20 protein-coding genes and 1 pseudogene are annotated in these 19,281 nt (G+C 62.6%); 7 read left to right on the forward strand and 14 right to left on the reverse strand.

Features of this window, described 5'->3' with window-relative positions:
- Positions 1–3 precede the first annotated feature (3 nt).
- The gene (locus H0241_RS21340) at positions 4–1,605 is read left to right on the forward strand and encodes a DHA2 family efflux MFS transporter permease subunit (RefSeq protein ID WP_181059821.1); all 1,602 of its coding nucleotides are present in this window, start codon (positions 4–6) and stop codon (positions 1,603–1,605) included.
- 106 nt (positions 1,606–1,711) lie between these two features.
- Here H0241_RS21340 and H0241_RS21345 read toward each other — a convergent pair whose 3' ends face one another.
- The 5 genes from H0241_RS21345 to H0241_RS21365 all read right to left on the reverse strand — a co-directional run bounded on the left by H0241_RS21345 (position 1,712) and on the right by H0241_RS21365 (position 6,156).
- Entirely contained in the window at positions 1,712–3,247 is a 1,536-nt protein-coding gene (locus tag H0241_RS21345) for an FAD-dependent monooxygenase (protein WP_181059822.1), read from the reverse strand.
- A gap of 155 nt (positions 3,248–3,402) precedes the next feature.
- Positions 3,403–3,897: a peptide-methionine (R)-S-oxide reductase MsrB gene (msrB, locus tag H0241_RS21350; protein WP_181059823.1), complete on the reverse strand. Its 495-nt coding sequence runs from the start codon at positions 3,895–3,897 to the stop codon at positions 3,403–3,405.
- A gap of 215 nt (positions 3,898–4,112) precedes the next feature.
- Positions 4,113–4,670 carry a fasciclin domain-containing protein gene (locus tag H0241_RS21355; protein ID WP_181059824.1) on the reverse strand — a complete coding sequence of 186 codons (558 nt, stop codon included), beginning with the start codon at positions 4,668–4,670 and terminating at the stop codon, positions 4,113–4,115.
- 224 nt (positions 4,671–4,894) lie between these two features.
- Positions 4,895–5,620, reverse strand: coding sequence for an anti-sigma factor (locus H0241_RS21360; RefSeq protein ID WP_181059825.1), 726 nt, complete (start codon positions 5,618–5,620; stop codon positions 4,895–4,897).
- On the reverse strand, positions 5,617–6,156 hold the full coding sequence (locus H0241_RS21365) for a sigma-70 family RNA polymerase sigma factor (RefSeq protein WP_181059826.1): 540 nt from the start codon (positions 6,154–6,156) through the stop codon (positions 5,617–5,619). Before H0241_RS21365 ends, H0241_RS21360 begins: the two co-directional genes overlap by 4 nt.
- 146 nt (positions 6,157–6,302) lie before the next feature.
- Here H0241_RS21365 and H0241_RS21370 point away from each other — a divergent pair, with 146 nt between their 5' ends.
- Both H0241_RS21370 and argB read left to right on the forward strand, forming a co-directional pair.
- Complete coding sequence (locus tag H0241_RS21370; protein WP_181059827.1) at positions 6,303–7,799, forward strand: amidase; 1,497 nt, start codon at positions 6,303–6,305, stop codon at positions 7,797–7,799.
- Positions 7,800–7,909: 110 nt separating this feature from the next.
- Positions 7,910–8,803 carry an acetylglutamate kinase gene (gene argB / locus H0241_RS21375; protein ID WP_013528489.1) on the forward strand — a complete coding sequence of 298 codons (894 nt, stop codon included), beginning with the start codon at positions 7,910–7,912 and terminating at the stop codon, positions 8,801–8,803.
- 28 nt (positions 8,804–8,831) lie between these two features.
- On the opposite strand, the pseudogene H0241_RS21380 reads toward argB, so the two are convergent.
- The 3 genes and pseudogenes from H0241_RS21380 to H0241_RS21390 all read right to left on the reverse strand — a co-directional run bounded on the left by H0241_RS21380 (position 8,832) and on the right by H0241_RS21390 (position 11,546).
- Positions 8,832–9,245, reverse strand: a pseudogene (locus tag H0241_RS21380) (RidA family protein).
- Between the two features lie 164 nt (positions 9,246–9,409).
- Positions 9,410–10,957: a magnesium-protoporphyrin IX monomethyl ester anaerobic oxidative cyclase gene (bchE, locus tag H0241_RS21385; RefSeq protein WP_181059828.1), complete on the reverse strand. Its 1,548-nt coding sequence runs from the start codon at positions 10,955–10,957 to the stop codon at positions 9,410–9,412.
- A gap of 112 nt (positions 10,958–11,069) precedes the next feature.
- Positions 11,070–11,546, reverse strand: coding sequence for an Lrp/AsnC family transcriptional regulator (locus H0241_RS21390; protein WP_181059829.1), 477 nt, complete (start codon positions 11,544–11,546; stop codon positions 11,070–11,072).
- 139 nt (positions 11,547–11,685) lie between these two features.
- Here H0241_RS21390 and phhA point away from each other — a divergent pair, with 139 nt between their 5' ends.
- The gene (gene phhA / locus H0241_RS21395) at positions 11,686–12,522 is read left to right on the forward strand and encodes a phenylalanine 4-monooxygenase (protein ID WP_181059830.1); all 837 of its coding nucleotides are present in this window, start codon (positions 11,686–11,688) and stop codon (positions 12,520–12,522) included.
- 73 nt (positions 12,523–12,595) lie between these two features.
- Here the strand turns inward: phhA and H0241_RS21400 are convergent, their stop codons facing one another.
- Positions 12,596–13,000: a VOC family protein gene (locus tag H0241_RS21400; RefSeq protein ID WP_181059831.1), complete on the reverse strand. Its 405-nt coding sequence runs from the start codon at positions 12,998–13,000 to the stop codon at positions 12,596–12,598.
- A gap of 102 nt (positions 13,001–13,102) precedes the next feature.
- Between H0241_RS21400 and H0241_RS21405 the strand changes: the two genes are divergently transcribed.
- Positions 13,103–13,735 carry a TetR/AcrR family transcriptional regulator gene (locus H0241_RS21405; RefSeq protein ID WP_181059832.1) on the forward strand — a complete coding sequence of 211 codons (633 nt, stop codon included), beginning with the start codon at positions 13,103–13,105 and terminating at the stop codon, positions 13,733–13,735.
- 49 nt (positions 13,736–13,784) lie between these two features.
- Here H0241_RS21405 and H0241_RS21410 read toward each other — a convergent pair whose 3' ends face one another.
- Complete coding sequence (locus tag H0241_RS21410; RefSeq protein WP_181059833.1) at positions 13,785–14,282, reverse strand: MarR family winged helix-turn-helix transcriptional regulator; 498 nt, start codon at positions 14,280–14,282, stop codon at positions 13,785–13,787.
- A gap of 95 nt (positions 14,283–14,377) precedes the next feature.
- Here H0241_RS21410 and H0241_RS21415 point away from each other — a divergent pair, with 95 nt between their 5' ends.
- A complete protein-coding gene (locus H0241_RS21415) occupies positions 14,378–14,545 on the forward strand; it encodes a hypothetical protein (RefSeq protein ID WP_181059834.1) in 168 nt (55 codons plus the stop codon).
- A gap of 283 nt (positions 14,546–14,828) precedes the next feature.
- Here H0241_RS21415 and H0241_RS21420 read toward each other — a convergent pair whose 3' ends face one another.
- From H0241_RS21420 to H0241_RS21430, 3 genes are all read right to left on the reverse strand, one after another.
- A complete protein-coding gene (locus tag H0241_RS21420) occupies positions 14,829–16,268 on the reverse strand; it encodes a GMC oxidoreductase (protein WP_181059835.1) in 1,440 nt (479 codons plus the stop codon).
- On the reverse strand, positions 16,265–16,435 hold the full coding sequence (locus tag H0241_RS21425) for a hypothetical protein (protein WP_181059836.1): 171 nt from the start codon (positions 16,433–16,435) through the stop codon (positions 16,265–16,267). The genes H0241_RS21420 and H0241_RS21425 overlap by 4 nt, the downstream gene beginning before the upstream one ends.
- A 178-nt stretch (positions 16,436–16,613) precedes the next feature.
- Positions 16,614–17,375 (reverse strand): GGDEF domain-containing protein, encoded by a 762-nt coding sequence (locus H0241_RS21430; RefSeq protein ID WP_181059837.1) that lies wholly within the window; start codon positions 17,373–17,375, stop codon positions 16,614–16,616.
- Between the two features lie 175 nt (positions 17,376–17,550).
- On the opposite strand from H0241_RS21430, the gene H0241_RS21435 reads away from it, so the two are divergent.
- Positions 17,551–18,270 carry a pyrimidine 5'-nucleotidase gene (locus H0241_RS21435; protein WP_181059838.1) on the forward strand — a complete coding sequence of 240 codons (720 nt, stop codon included), beginning with the start codon at positions 17,551–17,553 and terminating at the stop codon, positions 18,268–18,270.
- Between the two features lie 93 nt (positions 18,271–18,363).
- Here H0241_RS21435 and H0241_RS21440 read toward each other — a convergent pair whose 3' ends face one another.
- Positions 18,364–19,209, reverse strand: a complete 846-nt coding sequence (locus H0241_RS21440; RefSeq protein WP_181059839.1) for an LOG family protein — start codon at positions 19,207–19,209, stop codon at positions 18,364–18,366.
- Positions 19,210–19,281 lie beyond the last annotated feature (72 nt).

Genomic DNA, 19,281 nt, shown 5'->3' on the forward strand with positions numbered 1-19,281 from the left:
GCCATGGCAACTGCAACCATAACAGCAGGAGCGGCGCCGGCGCCTGCCATGCCGGCGGTGCCGACCACCATCTCGACGCGCCGCCTTATCGCCTTCCTGGCGATGGTGTTCGGCATGTTCATGGCGATCCTCGACATCCAGATCGTGTCGGCCTCGCTGGCCGAGATTCAGGCCGGCCTGAGCGCCAGTTCCGATGAAATCCCGTGGGTGCAGACCGCCTACCTGATCGCCGAAGTGGTGATGATCCCGCTATCCGGCTTCCTCAGCCGGATGCTGTCGACGCGCGTGCTGTTTGCAGGTGCCGCGGCGGGCTTCACGGCGGCAAGCGCGCTGGCCGCGACCGCCACTAATATCGACCAGATGATCGTCTACCGCGCTATCCAGGGCTTTATCGGCGGCGGCATGATCCCGAGCGTCTTCGCCGCTGCCTTCACCATCTTCCCGCCGTCGCGCCGCGCCATGGTGTCGCCGATGATCGGCCTGGTGGCGACGCTGGCACCGACCATCGGCCCGACGGTCGGCGGCTATATCAGCCACGCCCTCTCCTGGCACTGGCTGTTCCTGATCAATGTCGTGCCCGGCATTCTGGTAACGGCCGCGACCTGGTCGCTGATCGATTTCGACAAGCCCAATCTCGGCCTGTTCAGCAAGTTCGACTGGTTGGGCCTTGCCGGCATGGCGGCTTTCCTCGGCTGTATGGAATATGTGCTCGAGGAAGGTCCGAACCATGACTGGCTGCAGGAGCAGGCAGTGTTCATCTGCGCCATCATCATGGTTGTCGGCGCGGTGCTGTTCTTCTGGCGCGCCTTTACCGCCGAGGAGCCGATCGTCGATCTCAGGGCCTTCACCAACGTCAACTTTGCCTTCGGCTCGCTGTTCTCGTTCGTGATCGGCATCGGCCTCTACGGTCTGACCTATCTCTATCCGGTGTTCCTCGGGCGCATCCGCGGCTACGATTCGCTGATGATCGGCGAGGCGTTGTTCGTCAGCGGCCTGGCGATGTTCGTCACCGCGCCGATTTCCGGCATCCTGTCGAGCAAGATGGATTTGCGCGTCATGATGATGGTCGGGCTGCTCGGCTTTGCCGCCGGCACCTGGTGGATGACGCATCTGACGGCCGACTGGGACTTTTATGAGCTGCTCATCCCGCAGATCCTGCGCGGCTGCTCAATGATGCTGTGCATGGTGCCGATCAACAACATCGCGCTCGGCACCTTGCCACCGGACAGGCTGAAGAACGCGTCAGGCCTGTTCAACCTGACCCGCAACCTCGGCGGCGCGGTCGGCCTTGCCGTCATCAACACCGTGCTGATCGACCGCAACGCCTTCCACTATGCAAGGCTGGCCGAGCATGTGGAATGGGGCAGCGCGGCGGCGCAGCAGAAGCTGCAGAACATGACGCTCGACTTCCAGCAGACCCCTGGCCTCGACGCCACCAAGGCGGCGATCTCCAAGCTGTCGGGCATGGTCCAGCAGCAGGCGTCGCTGCTGTCGTTCATGGATGTGTTCACCATGCTGACCGTGCTGTTCGCGACCATGGCTCTGTTCACCCTCGTCATCGCCAAGCCGGCGCCGCCGGCGGGCAGTGGCGGCGGAGGCCATTGAGCGCGCCGGACCCCCCGCCTGGCGCCCTCATACATGACCCTGGAAATCACCCCCGATTTCCGGGGTCATGCTTAAGCATCAAACGATATCAATGCTTTGAATGCAGCTATGCCGCAGCTGGCGGCCCGAACCATTTGGCCAACGCATCTGTCAGTCCCGCCGACGTCGGCCCACCAACCCATGCCACATAACCGTCAGGCCGGACCAGCACGGCGCCGGGTGCTTTGACCTCGCCCAGCACCGGAAGCTCCCATGGACCATCATGGCTGGCGTCGACCAACCGAACCCGGTCCGCCCATGGGCCGATGTCGAAAGCGCCCGGTTTTCCGAAGTTGAGCAGCAGCGGTCGCGCGTCGTGCAGCAGCGCAAAGACCCGTTGCGGGCCGTCTGCGGTGACGAGGTCGAGATCCGCCATGCGACGCCCCAGCAGTTCGTGCCCTTCGCCAAGATCGTAGTGTATGTCCAGACCGGACATCATGCCTGCAAAGCGCTTGCGCGGCTCCTCCATGGCGAGAAGCTCGGACATCGTGTCTCGCAGCGCCTTGGTGCGCTCGTCTTCACGACGCAGCACGACCGCAGACATGGTGTTCTGCAATACCCGGGCAGCAACCGGATGACGCTCAGCGTGATAGGTATCGAGCAGGCTTTCCGGCGCCGTTTTTCTGACCACCTGGGCGAGCTTCCATCCCAGGTTCACCGCGTCCTGCACGCCAAGCTGCATGCCCTGTCCGCCGTCCGGCGGATGTACGTGCGCGGCGTCGCCCGCCAGCAGTACCCGTCCCTTGCGGTATGACGCTGCCTGCCGGGTCATGTCGGTGAAACGGGACAGCGATGTCGGATTGTGGACGCCGTAGTCGGTGCCGAAGACTGCAATGAGCGCGTCGCTCAGATCGCGCAGCGTGGGCGGTGCGACAGCCCCGACCTCGCGTTCGGTCACCATCACCCGCACGGTCCCGTCGTCCAGCTTGCTGAGACCATGAATGCCTGTTGCATCGCGGTGGATGCCCCATTTCGGCTCCTCTGTTACCTCGACCTCGCCAATCAGGTTGCTGGTCGTCGGATCCGAACCCGGGAACTCTATGCCCAATGCCTTGCGCACGAGACTTCTGCCGCCGTCGCAGCCGACGAGGTAATCGGCACGAAGCGACCGACCATCGCTCAGCGCGACGTCGACGCCGCTGTCGTCCTGCACGAAAGCCGTCACCTCGCAGCGACGGTAGATCGTGACGCCAAGCTCCTCTACCCAGTCGGTAAGGATGCGCTCTATGTGCTTCTGCCACAAAGCGAGCCCGTAGTTGTGGCGGGTGGGAAAGTCGCTGATATCGAGGGAAACGCCGGCAAAGCCCGCGACCTGGGCAATCCGCCCTTGCGCCAGAAACCGGTCTGCAATGCCGCGCTGGTCGAAGATTTCGATCGTGCGTGCGTGCAAACCGCCTGAGCGCAGCCCTTCGAGCTCTTGTCCAACGCGCCGCTCGACGATGGCGGCATCGATGCCGGCCAAGGAAAGCTCGCCGGCCAGCATCAGTCCGGTCGGCCCGCCTCCGACGATCACGACAGGATGGGAGATTTGCGACCGGTCGGCATCAGCACGACCGGTCGATTTGCGCTCGCCCTGGCGAGCCTGTTCTTGCACTCGTTGCATAGGTTCTGGCCCTCTCATTAAGGGCTGCGGAATCTACGCATAAAAAGCCGTCTGCCAATTCTTGAAATTAAGTGTTTTCGCCCCATTTCAAGAGGTAGGAGGCAGTTGTAACGCCGCCTCCCAAATCCCCGACATTGCAGAGAGACGCTGAACGGTCAGGCAGTCGCCGGCTTGAAGGTCAGCGCGACGCCGTTGATGCAGTGGCGCAGGCCGGTCGGCGCGGGGCCATCGTCGAAGACATGGCCGAGATGGCCGCCGCAGCGGCGGCAGTGGACCTCGGTGCGGGTCATGCCGAGCGAGCGGTCCTCGGTCTTGCCGACGGCGTTGGCGATCTCCTGCCAGAAGCTCGGCCAACCGGTGCCGGAATCGAACTTGGTGTCTGAGGGGTAGACCGGCAGGTCGCAGCCGGCGCAAGCAAAGATGCCCTTGCGGTGCTCGTTGAGCAGCGGGCTGGTGCCGGGATATTCGGTGCCTTCCTTGCGCAGCACGTTGAAGGCTTCGTCGGACAGGATGGCGTGCCATTCGGCGTCGGTCTTGGTGACCTCGAAGGTTTCGGCAGCTCTGGCCGGCCCGCCCATACGCAGCGTTGCCACCGCGCCGGCGACGGCCGCGAAGGCGACGCCGCTGAGAAGTAAATCGCGACGGTTCATGACAGAAATCCTCCTGCAGTTTGTTTTGCCAAATTTTGCCGCCACAGCAAAATCAAAAGCCGGTGACGGTTGCCCTGCAAACGAACGCTCCACACCGGTTCCGCGCCTGTCGCGGACGGAATGGAGCGCTCGGTCGTTTGCGCGGCCCACGGGGGCGTGAGCCGCGCAATCTTCAGGGAGCCTTGACCAACTGTTCGTCGGCGGCAGGCGCTTTGTTACATCTTCGGCAGCAGGACCTTGTCGATGACGTGGATGACGCCGTTGGACTGCTCGACATCGGCGATCGTCACATTGGCGACATTGCCGTTTTCGTCGGTGACGGTGACCTTGCCGCCATCGGCCTTGAGCGACAGCTCGCAGCCGCCGACCGTCTTGACCTTGTGGGTGCCGCCGTCGGCCTTGGCCATCGCGGCGACATCAGCGCCCATCGCCTTGGCGCCGATGACATGGCAGGTCAGGATCTTGGTGAGCTTGTCCTTGTTTTCGGGCTTGAGCAGCGTTTCGACCGTGCCGGCCGGAAGTGCGGCAAAGGCTTCGTTGGTCGGCGCGAAGACAGTGAACGGGCCGGCGCCCTGTAGCGTCTCGACCAGGCCCGCAGCCTTGACGGCGGCGACCAGCGTGGTGTGGTCCTTCGAATTGACGGCGTTCTCGACGATGTTCTTGTTGGCGAACATGGCGGCGCCGCCAACCATCGGATTTTCGGCATAGGCAGCGGTGGCGAGCGCGGAGACGGCAATCGTACCGGCGAGCAAAAGGGTGGCGAGTTTACGCATAGTGTTCGGACTCCTCGGGTTATTGTTCCTCTTTCGGGAACACAAGGAGATACGGAACAGAACTGCTTGAGTTTCCGCGCGACGAGAAAAATTATTCTTTATTTTGTCGGCGAATTAAGTTTTCGGAGATCGAACCCACAACTTCCAACCGCATGGACAAAACGACAACAGCGGAAGATGCACTTCCGCTGTTCTTCATGATCACGTCATGGCCTTGAGGTCTATCAGATGCCCTTCAGATCGCCCGCGGCAACGACCGGCCCGGTCGGCTGTCCGGTCGGCGAACCGCCCGTCGGCTCGACGCTGACGGCGAGCACGGCGCCTTGCGCCAGCTTCTGCTGCACGGCCGGTGTCACGGCGATGTGCGTGGTCTGGCCGGTGGGAATGACACCCATCGAGACCGGCGCATTCTTGCCTTCGATCATCCACAGCTCGAAGTCCTTGCCGGCGGCACGCTCGCCCGAAACCAGCGACAGGCCGACATCGCGGCGTCCGGCGTCGTAGACGACGAGATATTTGACATCGCTGCCATCGGCAGCCAGCGAGGCGACAAGGCGCTCCTGCGGCACGACGACCGGCGGCCTGAGGTAAGGCACGGCGACGTAGAGGACCAGGGCGGCGAGAGCCGCTGCGGTGAGGCCGCGCCAGAAGGCAAGGCTCGCCCACAGGCTGCCGCTCGGCGCCGCAGTAGTCGACGCCGCGGTGGAGGAGAACAGCCGGCGATCGATAGCCGGCTTGACCGTGGCTGGCGGCTCTACTTCCGCATAAGCAGCGGCCATCGGCGAAAGGTGAACCTCCCAGGAATCGACGAGACGGGCAAAGCCGGTCTCCGCGTCGATGCGTCCGGAGGCTATCTGGCGTTCGTCCGCTGGCAGCACGCCGAGAACGTATTCGGCTGCGAGCAGGTCGTCGCCTCCACGTTCCGGTCCATTTTCTTCTGCCAGGGTCATCTTTCCAGACATTCTCTAAGTTTCAACAGGCTGCGCCGCAGCCATGTCCGCATCGTGTTCAGCGGAACCTTGTGACGTTCCGCCAGGTCGGCATAACTCTCGCCGTTCAAATAAGCGCCCCGGACGGCTTGCGCCCGGTCTTGTTCCAACTCTTCGAGGCACTGGTAGATGCGCTCGGATTCACCGCCCGCAACAACCATGGCCTCGGGCCCCGGACCCGGGTCAGCCACGTCGAGCGCGGCACCGATATCGGCAGCAGGCTTGCGCCGCGATCGGATGCGATCAATCGCATGATTGCGCGCTATGGCCACCAGCCAGGAGATTGGGCTGAGATCAGAAACCGCGAAACGATCAGCCTTCGTCCACACTTTGACGAAGACCTCTTGCAGCGCTTCTTCCGCATCTCCCCGATCCCTCAATACACGAAGGCACACGCCGAAAAGTTTCGCGCTGGTCTGCCGGTAGAGCAGATCGAACGCAGCCCTGTCCTTCATCGAAGTCCGGACAATCAGGGTGGAGATGTCCTGCGGCGTCATGCCGATAGGCTAGGCGATTGCGATTTATTTGCAAAGGCGGAAATGTTGATCTCCACGCTACGTCCTCCGAGCCGGATCGCCAGTAATTGTCGGTCAGTTGCCAAGGAAATCCGCTGTCGTTAGCCTCTCGCCAAAAGGGGAAAGCAATGTCGGCCGAACGGATGCTTTGGGACAACGATGCAACCGGCCTGGCGGAGCTGGTACATAGCGGCGATATCTCGCCGCAAGACCTTGTCGATGCGGCCATCGCGCGCGCCGAGGCCACCCGCCCCGACATCAACGCCATTGCCGAGCCGCTTTATGATTTCGCCCGGACGCGGGCGAAATCCGTCGACCGCACCCTGCCGCTGGCCGGGGTGCCGTTTGCGCTGAAGGATCTTGGCATCGCCATCAAAGGCGTGCCGACGCATACCGGCAGCCGCATTCCGGCTTTCACCGCCGACTTCAACTCGGTGATGACCGAGCGCTATCTCGCTGCCGGGCTCATTCCGATCGCCACCAGCACCTCGCCCGAACAAGGGCTGAGGCTGATGACCGAATCGGCCGCCTTCGGCATCACCCGCAATCCGTGGAACATGGGCCATACCAGCGGCGGTTCGTCGGGCGGTGCGGCGGCACTGGTGGCGGCCGGCGTGGTGCCTGCGGCGCATGCCTCGGATGGCGGCGGCTCGATCCGGGTACCCTCGGCCTGTACCGGGCTGGTCGGCCTGAAACCCTCGCGCGGCCGCGTTCCGCAGACGCCGCTGATCAGCGAAGCCTGGTACGGCATGGTGGTCGACCACGCCGTCAGCCGCTCGGTGCGCGACTGCGCGCTGCTGCTCGACCTGACGCATGGGTCCGACCCGCTGGCGCCCTACGCCGCGCCGGCGCCGAAAGGCAGTTTTGCGGCCGCGGCGGCGCGCGATCCAGGCAAGCTCAAGCTCGCTGTCTATCGAAAATCGCCGCTCGGCCTGCCGATCTCGGCCGAGACGCTTGCCGCGCTGGACACGGCGATAGCGCTGGCGCGCGATGGCGGCCACACGGTGGAGGAGATCGACCTGCCCTATATCGATCGCGATTTCATGGCCGATTTTGCAAAAACTGTCGCCTCGGCTGTGGCCGGCACGATGCGTGGCGAGGCCTTGCGCGTCGGTCGCCCGGTTCTGGGCGATATCGAGCGCGCCACCCGCGTCATTGCGCGCTTCGGCGAAATCGTCTCTGCCGGCGAGATCTATGCCGGCCTGCAGCGGCTCAATGCCGTTTCGCGCCGGTTGATCACCGAGACCGCGCAATATGATGCCGTGCTGATGCCGATCATCGCGCATCCGCCGCTAGCCTGCGGCGCCATGGATCCGAAGGGCGCCGACGAGCTCATCGAAAATCTGCTCGACAAACTGCGTCTCACCCGATTGCTGAAACTCAAGCCGCTGCTCGGCCAATTGATGGACAAGAGCCTGTGGTTCACCCATTGGCCGGCGATCCAGAACGTCAGCGGCCAGCCGTCGATCGCGCTGCCTGTCCATGTCACCGATGCCGGCCTGCCGCTCGGCATCCAGGCCGTCGGCCGCCCGGGTGACGAGGAGACGCTTTTGTCGCTCGCCGGACAGATGGAAAAGATTTCGGGCTGGCTGACGCGGCGGGCGCCGCTCAAGGTGCCGGGCTAGATATCGCACTCTCTCCTGATTTTATCATTGTGACAGCAAAGCCGTTTGCGGCCTGCGCCAATTCCCGCTAAGACGCCGCCGTCCTTACCCACATCCAGGGAACCACGCCGATGACGGAGATCACCGCCACCGCTGAAATGCAGGCCGCCCTGCTTTCGCGGGCACTGCCCTATATGCAGCGCTACGAGCACAAGACGGTGGTGGTGAAATATGGCGGCCATGCCATGGGCGATATCGAGCTCGGCAAGGCGTTCGCCCGCGACATCGCACTGTTGAAGCAATCCGGCGTCAACCCGATCGTCGTCCATGGTGGCGGCCCGCAGATCGGCGCCATGCTGGCCAAGATGGGCATCGAATCGAAGTTCGAAGGCGGCCTGCGCGTCACCGACCAGAAGACGGTCGAGATCGTCGAGATGGTGCTGGCGGGCTCGATCAACAAGGAGATCGTGGCGCTGATCAATGCCGAAGGCGAATGGGCGATTGGCCTGTGCGGCAAGGACGGCAACATGGTGTTCGCCGAAAAGGCGCGCAAGACCATGATCGATCCGGATTCCAACATCGAGCGCGTGCTCGATCTGGGTTTCGTCGGCGAACCTGTCGAGGTCGACCGCACGCTGCTCGACCTCTTGGCGCGCTCCGAGATGATCCCGGTGCTGGCGCCGGTGGCGCCCGGCCGTGACGGCCATACCTACAACATCAATGCCGACACCTTCGCCGGCGCCATCGCCGGCGCCTGCCAGGCGACGCGGCTTCTGTTCCTGACCGACGTGCCCGGCGTGCTCGACAAGAACAAGAAGCTGATCGACGAGCTGACGGTGGCCGAGGCCAAGGCGCTGATCAAGGACGGCACGGTGTCGGGCGGTATGATCCCCAAGGTCGAGACCTGCATCGAGGCGATCGAGCGCGGTGTCGAAGGCGTCGTCATCCTCAACGGCAAGACGCCGCATGCGGTGCTGTTGGAACTGTTCACCGAACACGGCGCCGGCACGCTGATCGTGCCCTGAACCGCAGCTGCTTGCCGCGGCCCGTCGATCAGGCTTGCAATCTATCAGGCGGGTTGGGCAAGCGGGCGATGACCTTTATCTCGAAGTCGAAGCCGGCTAACCAGTTGACACCGACCGCGGTTCAATTGGTGTAGGGCGGTTCACCGAGCACCTTCAGCCGGATGGCATCGATCGCGCCCCACTGCGCTGCCGGATCGGTGTGGAAGGTGGTCACGTCGACAATATCGTCGAATGTGCAGCCGGCAGCTTTCAGCACGGCCGCGAGATTGTCGAAGGCGAGTTGGACCTGCTTCTCGAAGACCGGCTCGGGTGACCCGTCCTCGCGGCTGCCGACCTAGCCCGAGACGAACAGAAAGTCGCCCGAGCGGATCGCCGCCGAATAGCGGTTGATCTCGTAGAGAGCCTGCCTGCCGGCAGGGAAGATCGCGTCACGTTTGGTCATTGTCACTCCATTCAGACGTGGCAGGCCGGATCTCCCGACGATCGCGGCTTGCGTTCCATTGTCCGGGGCAATTCACATACGCCCCCTATGTCTGAAATGAGTGCATACGCTGCGTATGTCAATACACATACATCACGTATATTTGTGAATAACAGCGGAACCGGTCAGGCGCCGGGCGAGCTCGCAACGGTCGCTTCGGCCGGCTTGCGCGGCGGGCGTATGACGACCATCGATTCTTCTTCGGCATCCTGCGGCGCGCCCCAGAATTCAGCCAGTGTCGGGCCATCCTTGAGGCGGCGGTCCCAGGCCAGAAAGCCCCAGACCTCGCGGAACCAGACACGGCGGCCCATCTGCGTGTACCAGCGCATCGAATGGCGCTGTTCGGGATCCTCGTGAAACAGGATGCGGGCCAGTGCCTTCGGCCGCGACTGCACCGCGACCTCGATCAGCTTGACCGAGAAGAACAGCATCCACGGCTTCAGCCGGGTCATCTGCAGCACCTGGTGCTTGTAGTCCCACAGCCTTGCGTCCGTCTGGATCACCTTGCGGCCCCTGGCGATGCGGAAGAACGGCGTCCAGCGATGCGGGGTGACGTAAAGCGCCTGAATCTGGTCGGGGTCATAGGCAAGCAACTGACGAAAGCCGCGCCACAAATCGCGAAAAGTTTCGTCCTCGAAACCGGCCACCCAGGTCGCCATCGACAAGATGCCATGCTGGCGCAGCAGCCTGATCGCCTCGCGGTCGGACGAGGTGCTGCCGCCCTTGCGGATCAATTGAAGCGTCTGCTCGTCGGTGTTTTCCATGCCAAGCAGCCAGCGGATGACGCCCGCCTTGCGGTAGAGATGCAGGATATCGGCATCGCGCACGATGTCGTCGGCGCGGGTCGAGCCGACGATCAGCACCGGCACGTTCTCGGCGATCAGCGCGTCGAGAAAGGCGCGCCAGGCCTTCTTTGACACCGTCGGATTCTCGTCGGCGAGGTTGATCAATTCGACGCCGTGCTCGCGGTGCAGCCAGGCGATTTCCTGCGCAAACTTCTTGGGGTCGCGATGCCGCCAGCGGGTCCAGAAACCGCGCTGGCCGCAATAGTTGCACAGATGCGGACAGCCGCGCGAAAACTGCATCACCACGGCGCGCTTGCCGCCCCAATAGCTGTAGCGGCTGTGATCGATCAGCTCCCAGCCGACGCGGTAGTCATCAAGGGTGGCGATGGTGCCTGCCGGCCGCGTCGCGAACGGACGGCCAAGATCGTCGCGATAGGCGATGCCGGCGACATCAGCCAGCGGCCGGCGGTTTGCCAGCGCCTCGATCAGGGCAACGATGGTTGCCTCACCCTCGCCGCGCACGATGAAGTCGAAGACATCGCTCGCCGCCAGTATGTCGCGCCAGTGATAGGTCGGGAACACGCCGCCATAGATCACAAGCGTCGCCGGTTCGAGCGCCTTGACCATGCGCGCGATGGCGAGCGCGGTCGGATGCGCCGAGGTCGAGCCGGAATGTCCGATCAGGATGCAGTCGGGCTGACCGCTCAGGGCATCCCGCACCAGCGTGTCCAACGGCATTGGCCCGAATTCGGCATCGGCCAGCCGCACCTTGTGGCCGGAGTCGAGCAATGGACCACCCAGCGCGAGCAGACCGAGCGGCGGCAGATGGTCGTCGGGCACCCGGCTGCCGATGGCGGTGTGCGGCGGATTGATCAGCACGATGTTCATGACGGACCTCAGAGCAGTGGTCCGCATGGCGTAGCCGGCATTTCAGATCGGCAATTGGGCTCCGTTCAGCAGTTTGCGTGCAGCTTTTCGGCAGAAATGGCGATGCCGAGCCTTACCGTCTGAGATGGGCGAGCGGCACGTGGCCCGGGCCCTTGATGTTCTGCAGCACCAGTTGCGTGTGGACGTCGCGCACGCCGGCAAGCCGCATCAACCGGTGCATGACGAAGGCGTTGAGCTCGTCGACCGACGGCACCATCACATGCAGCAGGAAATCGTGCTCGCCGGTCATCGTCCAGCACGACGAGACCTCGTCCATGCGCTGCACGGCGGCGATGAAGGTTTCTGGCGAACCGTCGCTGTGGCTGGAGAGCCGCACCTCGATGAACACCTCGACCATCAGGCCGACGGCGCGACGGCTGAGCACGGCGGCAAAGCCCTTGATGATGCCGGCCTCCTGCAGCGCCTCGAAGCGGCGGGCACACGGCGTCGTCGACAGGCCGATCTCCTGCGCCAGTTCGGAGACGGGCTTGCGCCCATCGCGCTGCAGCACATCCAGCATCTTGATCTCGAAATCATCGAACTGAGGCATTTTCACTCTCCTGAGGCAATTATTGAGGGAATATTATCTCGAATTGCCTGGTTGATCCATCATCAAAACCGATTTGCCTCGACAAACCGGGCTAGCCTTTAGGCACGTCAGCCGTTGATGATTTGCAGGGAGAAGAACCATGACGACGATGAGCGTTGCCGAGTATGCCCGCGACTGCGCGGCTCAAGGCCTGCGTGGCGACTATTCGGTCTGCCGTTCCGATTTCACCGTGGCGCAAGGCTACGGCTACAGCGCCGAGGAACAGGCGGTGTGGCGCACGCTGTGCGACCGCCAGACCAAGCTGACGCAGAAGCTGGCCCACCATTCCTATCTCGATGGCGTCGCCACGCTCGGCCTGCTCGACAAGATTCCGGATTTCGGCGCGGTCAGCGATAAGTTGCGCAAGCTCACCGGCTGGGAAATCGTCGCCGTGCCCGGTCTCATTCCGGCAGCGCCCTTTTTCGACCATCTCGCCAACCGGCGCTTTCCGGTGACCAACTGGCTGCGCACCAAGGAAGAACTCGACTACATCGTCGAACCCGACATGTTCCACGACTTCTTCGGCCATGTGCCCATCCTGACGCAGCCGGTGTTTGCCGATTTCATGCAGATGTATGGCGAGAAGGCCGAGAGCGTGATTGCGCTGGGCGGCGACGAGATGATCACCCGGCTCTATTGGTACACGGCCGAATACGGACTGATGCAGGAGAAGGGCCAGCCGCTGAAGGCGTTCGGCGCCGGGCTGATGTCGTCCTTTACCGAATTGCAGTTCGCCGTCGACAGCAAGGATGCGCACCACGTGCCCTTCGACCTCGAAACGGTGATGCGCACCGGCTACGAGATCGACAAGTTCCAGCGCGCCTATTTCGTACTGCCGTCTTTCGACGTGCTACGCGACGCGTTCCGGACCGCCGATTTCAAGGCCATCGTCGCCCGCCGCAAAGGGCAGCCGGCGCTCGATCCGGCGACAGTCTAGTAAATCCGGCACCAGTGTTTAAGGCACGTCGCATGTCGACGCGACGCGCTTTAGACGCTTTGACCCCGACAGGCTATTGCATGGCAGACGGGTTCATCCACAGGAACTCCCAGACGTTTCCGTCTGGGTCTTCGATGTGGCGGTTGAACATGAAACCGAGATCCTGCGCTGGATTGGGATCAGCGCGGCCGCCTGCCGCCACGCCCTTCTCGATTACGGCATTGACCTCGTCCCTGCTGTCGGTGGTGAGCGCGATCAGCATCTGGCTGTCACGCTTGGGGTCGCCGATCTGCCGCGCTGTGAACTGGCTGTAATGCTGGTGCGTGAGCAACATGACACCAATGGAGTCTGAGAACATAATCGAGCTGGCCTGGTCGCTCGAGAACTGCGGATTCAGCGTGCCCCCGATCGCGAGATAAAAGTTGGTCGCTGCCTGCAGATCGCGCACCGGCAGATTTATAAAGATCATCTTGGTCATCGTTCTAAGCCTTGCCTTCGTTGACAGGTACTAGTCAGTCCAGTACCGTTTCATGGCTATCATGCAGGAACGGTACCGTCTAGTACTTGTTGAGGAGGTGCCATGGGAAACGACGGTGAGACCAGATCAGCACGCAAGGATCGTGAAATCATCCAAGCGGCCACGGCGGCGTTCATCGGCAAAGGCTATGATGGAACCAGCATGGAAGAAATCGCCACCAGGGCGGGAGCTTCCAAGCAGACCGTCTACAAGCATTTCACCGACAAGGAGACGCTGTTCGGCGAAGTCGTTCTGTCGACCGCTACACAAGCCAACGACATCATCGAGTCCGTGACGACGCTGCTTTCCGAGGCGAAGTTCATGGAGGGTGGCCTGCAGCTGCTTGCTCGACGTTTGATAGCGGTTCTCATGGATGAAGAGTTGTTGAAGCTGCGGCGCCTAATTATCGCCAACGCGGACCGAATGCCGCAGCTTGGCCGCAGCTGGTACGAAAAGGGCTTCGAGCGCATGCTTGGCTCAATGGCGTCCTGCTTTCAAAGGCTCACCAGTCGAGGACTGATACAAACCGGTGATCCCCATCTGGCAGCCAGCCATTTTTTTGGAATGCTTCTTTGGATCCCCATGAACGAAGCCATGTTCACGGGAAGCAACCGGCGTTCCAAGGCCGAACTTGAACGACACGCGGATGCCTCGGTGGAGGCGTTTCTTGCCGCCTATGGGGTCCAGCCGAAATAGTCTCGTCCCTGCCGGCATATGCAGTGACACCGCAAACACATAGGCATCCCTATCGCCCGGGGGTGTCCGGCCCCTCGGCCTTCAGCCGCGCCAGCTGGTCGCGTTGCAGGTCGAGTGCGGCGTGGACGAAGCGCGATATGGTGGCCAGTTCCGCGTCGCTGAAGGTAGCGACGACTTTTTCGCCTTCGCGCGCGATGGCGCCGTAGTAGCGCGCCGACAGGTCGCGTGTCGCGTCGGTCGCCTCTATCACCACTTTGCGCCGGTCCTCGAGACTGCGCGTGCGGGTCAGGTAGCCGCGCGCCTCCAGCCGGTCGATCAGCGCGGTGACGGCGGCCGGTGTCAGGCCGGTTACGGTGGCTATGGCGCCGGCCGATTGCGGGCCACCGTAGAGCAGCCCGATGCAATGGCGTTCGGCCATGTTCAGCCCAAGCTTTGCCCCGACCGCTTCGTCATAGGCCTGCGTGGCGTCCTGCCATTGCATGATGGCCAGGCCGATGGCCGTCGTCATGTCCTCGCGATTCCGGCTTGACGAATTTATTTTGATCATCTAACTATCAATCTGTCTAACATTTAGACCATTGCATCAATATGCGGCTCTGGTTCCGACATAGCAAGAGCCTGCCGCCAGAGAAGGAGTGAAAAATGAGCTTGATTCAACAGCGTGCGCCGCTCTCCCACGAGGAAGAGTACAAATACGCCGAGATGGCGATGAAATGGTACGGCTGGGGCTCGCCCATCGGCCTCGGCATCCTGCTGGTGGCGCTGGCCGCAGCGGCCGTGCTGGTGCGCATCGCCGTCTACGGCTTGTAAGAACAGGACCTGTAACGATGGTGTCCTCTGCAACGGAAACATTGCCGGTCGCCATCATCGGCGCCCGCGTCGCGGGATTGGCGCTCGCCGACCTGCTGCGCCGGCAGGGCTTGGCGTCATCCTGTTTGAGACGCGGCCGCGGGAAGCGCTGAGCGAAGGCGCCTTCCTGACGCTGACGCCCAACGACATCAACGCGCTGCGGGCGCTGGGTCTTTGCGAGCGCATTGCAGCACTCGGCCCGCTCGAGCGGCCGTCGATCTGATCGGTGTAGCGGGAGGTCGAATTAGACGCCGACCACTTTGCTCAGATGGTCGCCGAGCCGGCAGGCAAGCGCGGTGATCGTCGTCGTCGGGTTGCATTCGCCCGAGGTGCAGAACACCGAGGAGCCGCCGACATAGAGATTGTCCATGCCGTGCACCTTGCAGTTGGCGTCGACGACGCTTTTGGTCACATCCGTGCCCATGCGCGTGCCACCCATATGATGGTGGCCGGCCAGTTCCTCATCGGTCGGATAGTCCTGGCCATTGGCAAGCCAGTCCATAATGCGGACGCGGCCGAGGTCCTTCTCGATCAGCGTCGTTCCGAACAGTTTGAGCCCCTCAAGAATGGTGCGGCGCTCCAGCGGCAACTTTTTCCAGTGCAGCTCGATGCGCGGCACGCCGGCATGGTCGACATCGGTCTTCGACAATTCGATCTGGTTCGAAGCCAGCGGCGCCTGTTCCCAGGCGACATAAAGCTGGGCCGCACAGCGCAGGTTCTGGCTGAGCTGATAGGCCACCCATTCGGCGGCGTCGGGCGCGGTGCAGGCGAGGTCGGCAATCAGGCTCTTGACGCCGGCATAGGGCGTCTCGATCAGCCTGATGCCGAAATTCATGATCTGCAGGCGCTCCATGGCGGCAAGCGTCGGCGAGAAGAAGGCTTCGTTGACGGCATCGACCTCGAACTCGCTGTAGTCGGCCAGGATGGCATTGCCGCCCTCGAAGGTCGGATGTTCCATCCAGTAGCGGCCAAGCGCCGTGGCGTTCGGCACCACGCCACCGTTCGAGCGCTGGTTCGACCACAGAAGCAGCCGCGAATTCTCCAGCCCGCCGGTGCAGACGATGAAATAATCGGCGCTGAAGGCGCCGGCATCCTTGCCGTTCGACCACAACCTGGCGCCGGTAACCTTCTTGCCGTCGCCGGCGAGTTCGGTGGCATAGGTGTTGAGCACGAGGGCGATGTTCTTGCTCTTGTCGAGTTCGTCGGCGAATTTCTCGCCAAAGCGCACGGCCGGGCTCTTGATCAGCTGCACCCAGCGTATGTCGTCCGAAATCGGCACATCGGGCCGGAAGTCGGGAAGCTCGAGAATGTCGTGCACCTCGGGCAGAAAGGGCTCGATGTCGGCGCGGCTGATCGGCCAGCCGGTGTCCGGCGCCCAGGTCTTGGGCTCGAAATCCTGCTTGTCGAGCACCCGGCACCAGCCCGCCCAGTGGTTCGACGATCCACCCATGAAGCGCAGCCGGGTGATGTCGAGGTCGAAATAGGGATCGCCGACCGTCGTGCCGCGATAGAACTCCTGCGATTCGTCGCTGAATTCGCGCGAGCCGGCTTCAAGCACCACGACCGGAATACCGGCGGCCCCAAGCTTCCTGGCGATGGTGGTGCCGGCAGGCCCGGAGCCGAGGATGCAGACCTTGGGTTTGAAATCCGAGGCGCGATACGCCTCGTAGCTGTCGAAGATCATGCCAGGTCGCTCCGCTTCAGGACCCAGCCATTGACCACGACGATCTCGTCGGGGTCGGCATCGGGGCGGTCGCTGTCAGGCAGCTTGCGAAACAACTGTAGCGCCGGCATCGCAATCAGCGCCTGCATGATGGCGCGGCGCGATATTTTCTTGATGAAGAAACTCATGACACGTCTCTCGATGGGGGCTTCGATCCACGCATGGCGTTCCCTGAACGGCACACGTGCCGGCCAGACAGGCCATTTCCGTGCCAGTCCTAGCCGGTAAACGGCTTACAACCGGGTAAACGGCGTGGTTGCGTGAAAAACAATGTTAGCAAATCCTTAGCAAGCATAGGCGGGCGCCTCAGGCGGCTTCGGAAATGTCCCGGTCCAGGATCGATAAATTGCGGCCACGGTGCTTGGCCTCGTAAAGTCGGAGGTCGGCAGCGCGCATCAGTTCCGAAACATTGGCATCCTCACCGCAAGTGATGCCGCCAATGCTGACGGTCAGCGGCACCGTGCGCTCGTCGACCGGGCGGAAGCGGATCAGCTCGACTTCGCGGCGAATGCGCTCGGCAACGCGCCTCGCCTCCGCGCCGGTGGCGCCGACCAGGAAGGCGCCGAACTCCTCGCCGCCGATGCGGCCGAGCACGTCGCCGCTGCGCACGCCGCGCTCGATGGCGCTGGCGATCAGCAGCAGCGCGTCATCGCCGGTCAGATGGCCAAAACTGTCGTTGATCGCCTTGAAATGGTCGGCGTCGATGATCAGCAGCGCGCCGCGATCGGATTTGCGCCGAGAGCCGTCGAGCGCGGCAAAGAAACTCTCGCGGTTGAGCATGCCTGTCATGTCGTCGCGGCTCGCCTTCTCCGACAGACGCCGGTGCGCGGCGGCGAGCTGGGCATGCGCGCGGGCAAGGTCGCGATGCGCGCCTTTCAGCCTGTCGCTCTGCCAGAAGGTGCTGGCGCAGGCGATCCAGGCGAGCGCCAGCGGGCACACCGTCGACGTCAGCCAGATGGTGCGAGTGACCGGAAAACCCATGGCCGGAACGATAATCAGCGTCAGCAAAAGCGAGACGGCTACCGAGCCGAACGCGACGGCGGCGGACTTTAAAAGTATGCGACTCATCGCGGGCTCCCACTGAACCGTCTCTGTGCCAGCAAGCCCTGAAGGCCACCTTTCGGGGATGGCTAAAATTTGAATGGAGAGGCCATTTTTACAACTCTAGATGCGTATAGGTTGTGGATAAGTCCAGCCGCAGAAAGGGGTTCGAACGGCAGATATTTCGTGCCATAAGGACGCCATGACCACGTCGCCCGATCCCGCCCGCTTCGCCCATGTCACCGACTGGGTGTTCGACCTCGACAACACGCTCTATCCGCACCATTCGAATCTGTTTTCGCAGATCGACGTCAAGATGACGGCCTATGTCGGAGAATTGCTGACGCTGCCGCGCGAGGAGGCGCGCAAGCTGCAGAAGGAACTCTACCTGGAATATGGCACGACGCTGAACGGGCTGATGACGCGCCACGGCATCGACCCCGACGACTTCCTCGAAAAGGTGCACGACATCGACTATTCGTGGCTGGTGCCCGATCCGGTGCTGGGCACCGCCATCCGCCAGCTTCCCGGGCGCAAGTTCATCTTCACCAATGGCGACCGCAGGCATGCCGAGCGGACCGCGCGCCAGCTCGGCATACTCGACCATTTCGATGACATTTTCGATATCGTCGCCGCCGGGCTGAACCCCAAGCCGGCGCGCCAGACCTATGAGAAGTTTGCCGAACTGCACGCCGTCACCGGCCACAATGCAGTGATGTTCGAGGATCTCGCCCGCAATCTGGAGGTGCCGAAATCGCTCGGCATGACCACAGTGCTGGTGGTGCCGCGCAATTTCGAGCCGACCTTTGCCGAGATCTGGGAACGCGACCCGGCCAATGAGGACGACGTCGATTTCGTCACCGACGACCTTGCGACGTTTCTCACGGCGATTGTGGAGGGGGTAGAGGAATTGAAGAACTGAGGAATTGAAGAACTGGGGAACGGAGGAAGGATCCGGACCCCCTTTTTCTTCAGTTCTTCAGTTCTTCAGTTCCTCAATTCCCCAGTTCCCACCCTATTCCCCTAACTTATAGAACCGGCTGATGATGCCCCAGGCCTCGTCGGCGGTGTCGACGAAGTCGATGATGTCCTGGTCGCCGGGCGTGATGGTCCCTTGTTCCGCCAGGAAATCGAGATCGATCGCCCTTTTCCAAAAGGCCTTGCCGAACAGGATCACCGGGACGCGTTCCATGCGGCCGGTCTGGATCAGGGTCAGCGTCTCGAAGAATTCGTCCATGGTGCCAAAGCCACCCGGAAACACCGCGACAGCCTTGGCGCGCATGACGAAATGCATCTTGCGGATGGCGAAATAGTGGAAGTTGAAGCACAGCTCCGGTGTCACATAGGCGTTCGGCGCCTGCTCGTGCGGCAGGACGATGTTGAGGCCGATCGACGGCGCACCGACATCGTCGGCGCCACGATTGCCCGCTTCCATGACGCCTGGCCCGCCACCGGTGACGACGACGAATTCACGGTAATAGGACGTGGCTGACTGCTGCGAGCAGAGGCGGGCGAATTTGCGCGCCTCCTCGTAATATTTGCTGTTGTGCTCGAGGTTCTTCTTCTGCGTCTCGTTCTTGGCCGCCCAGGCCTCGCCGCCGGGCTCGGGAATGCGCGCGCCGCCGAACAGGATCACCGTCGAGCGGATGCCGCGTTCGGCAAGGATCATTTCGGGCTTCAACAGTTCCAGCTGCAAGCGCACCGCGCGCAATTCGCGGCGCGTCATGAAGTCGGGATCGTTCCAGGCGAGACGATAGGTGTCGGCGCGCGTCTGCGGCGTATCGGGCACGCTTTTCGAGCGCTCCAGATCCTCGTCCGAATGTGGCAGCGGCGTCCATCCCGCCTTTTCCATAGGAGTCATATGCTTTACCCGTCCCAACAGTTCACTTGCGCCGTCCCATGGCGCACGCGCGATTGACCCCCAATACGCCTT

Origin of the sequence: Mesorhizobium neociceri (genome assembly GCF_013520985.1) — a bacterium.
Lineage (GTDB): Bacteria > Pseudomonadota > Alphaproteobacteria > Rhizobiales > Rhizobiaceae > Mesorhizobium > Mesorhizobium neociceri.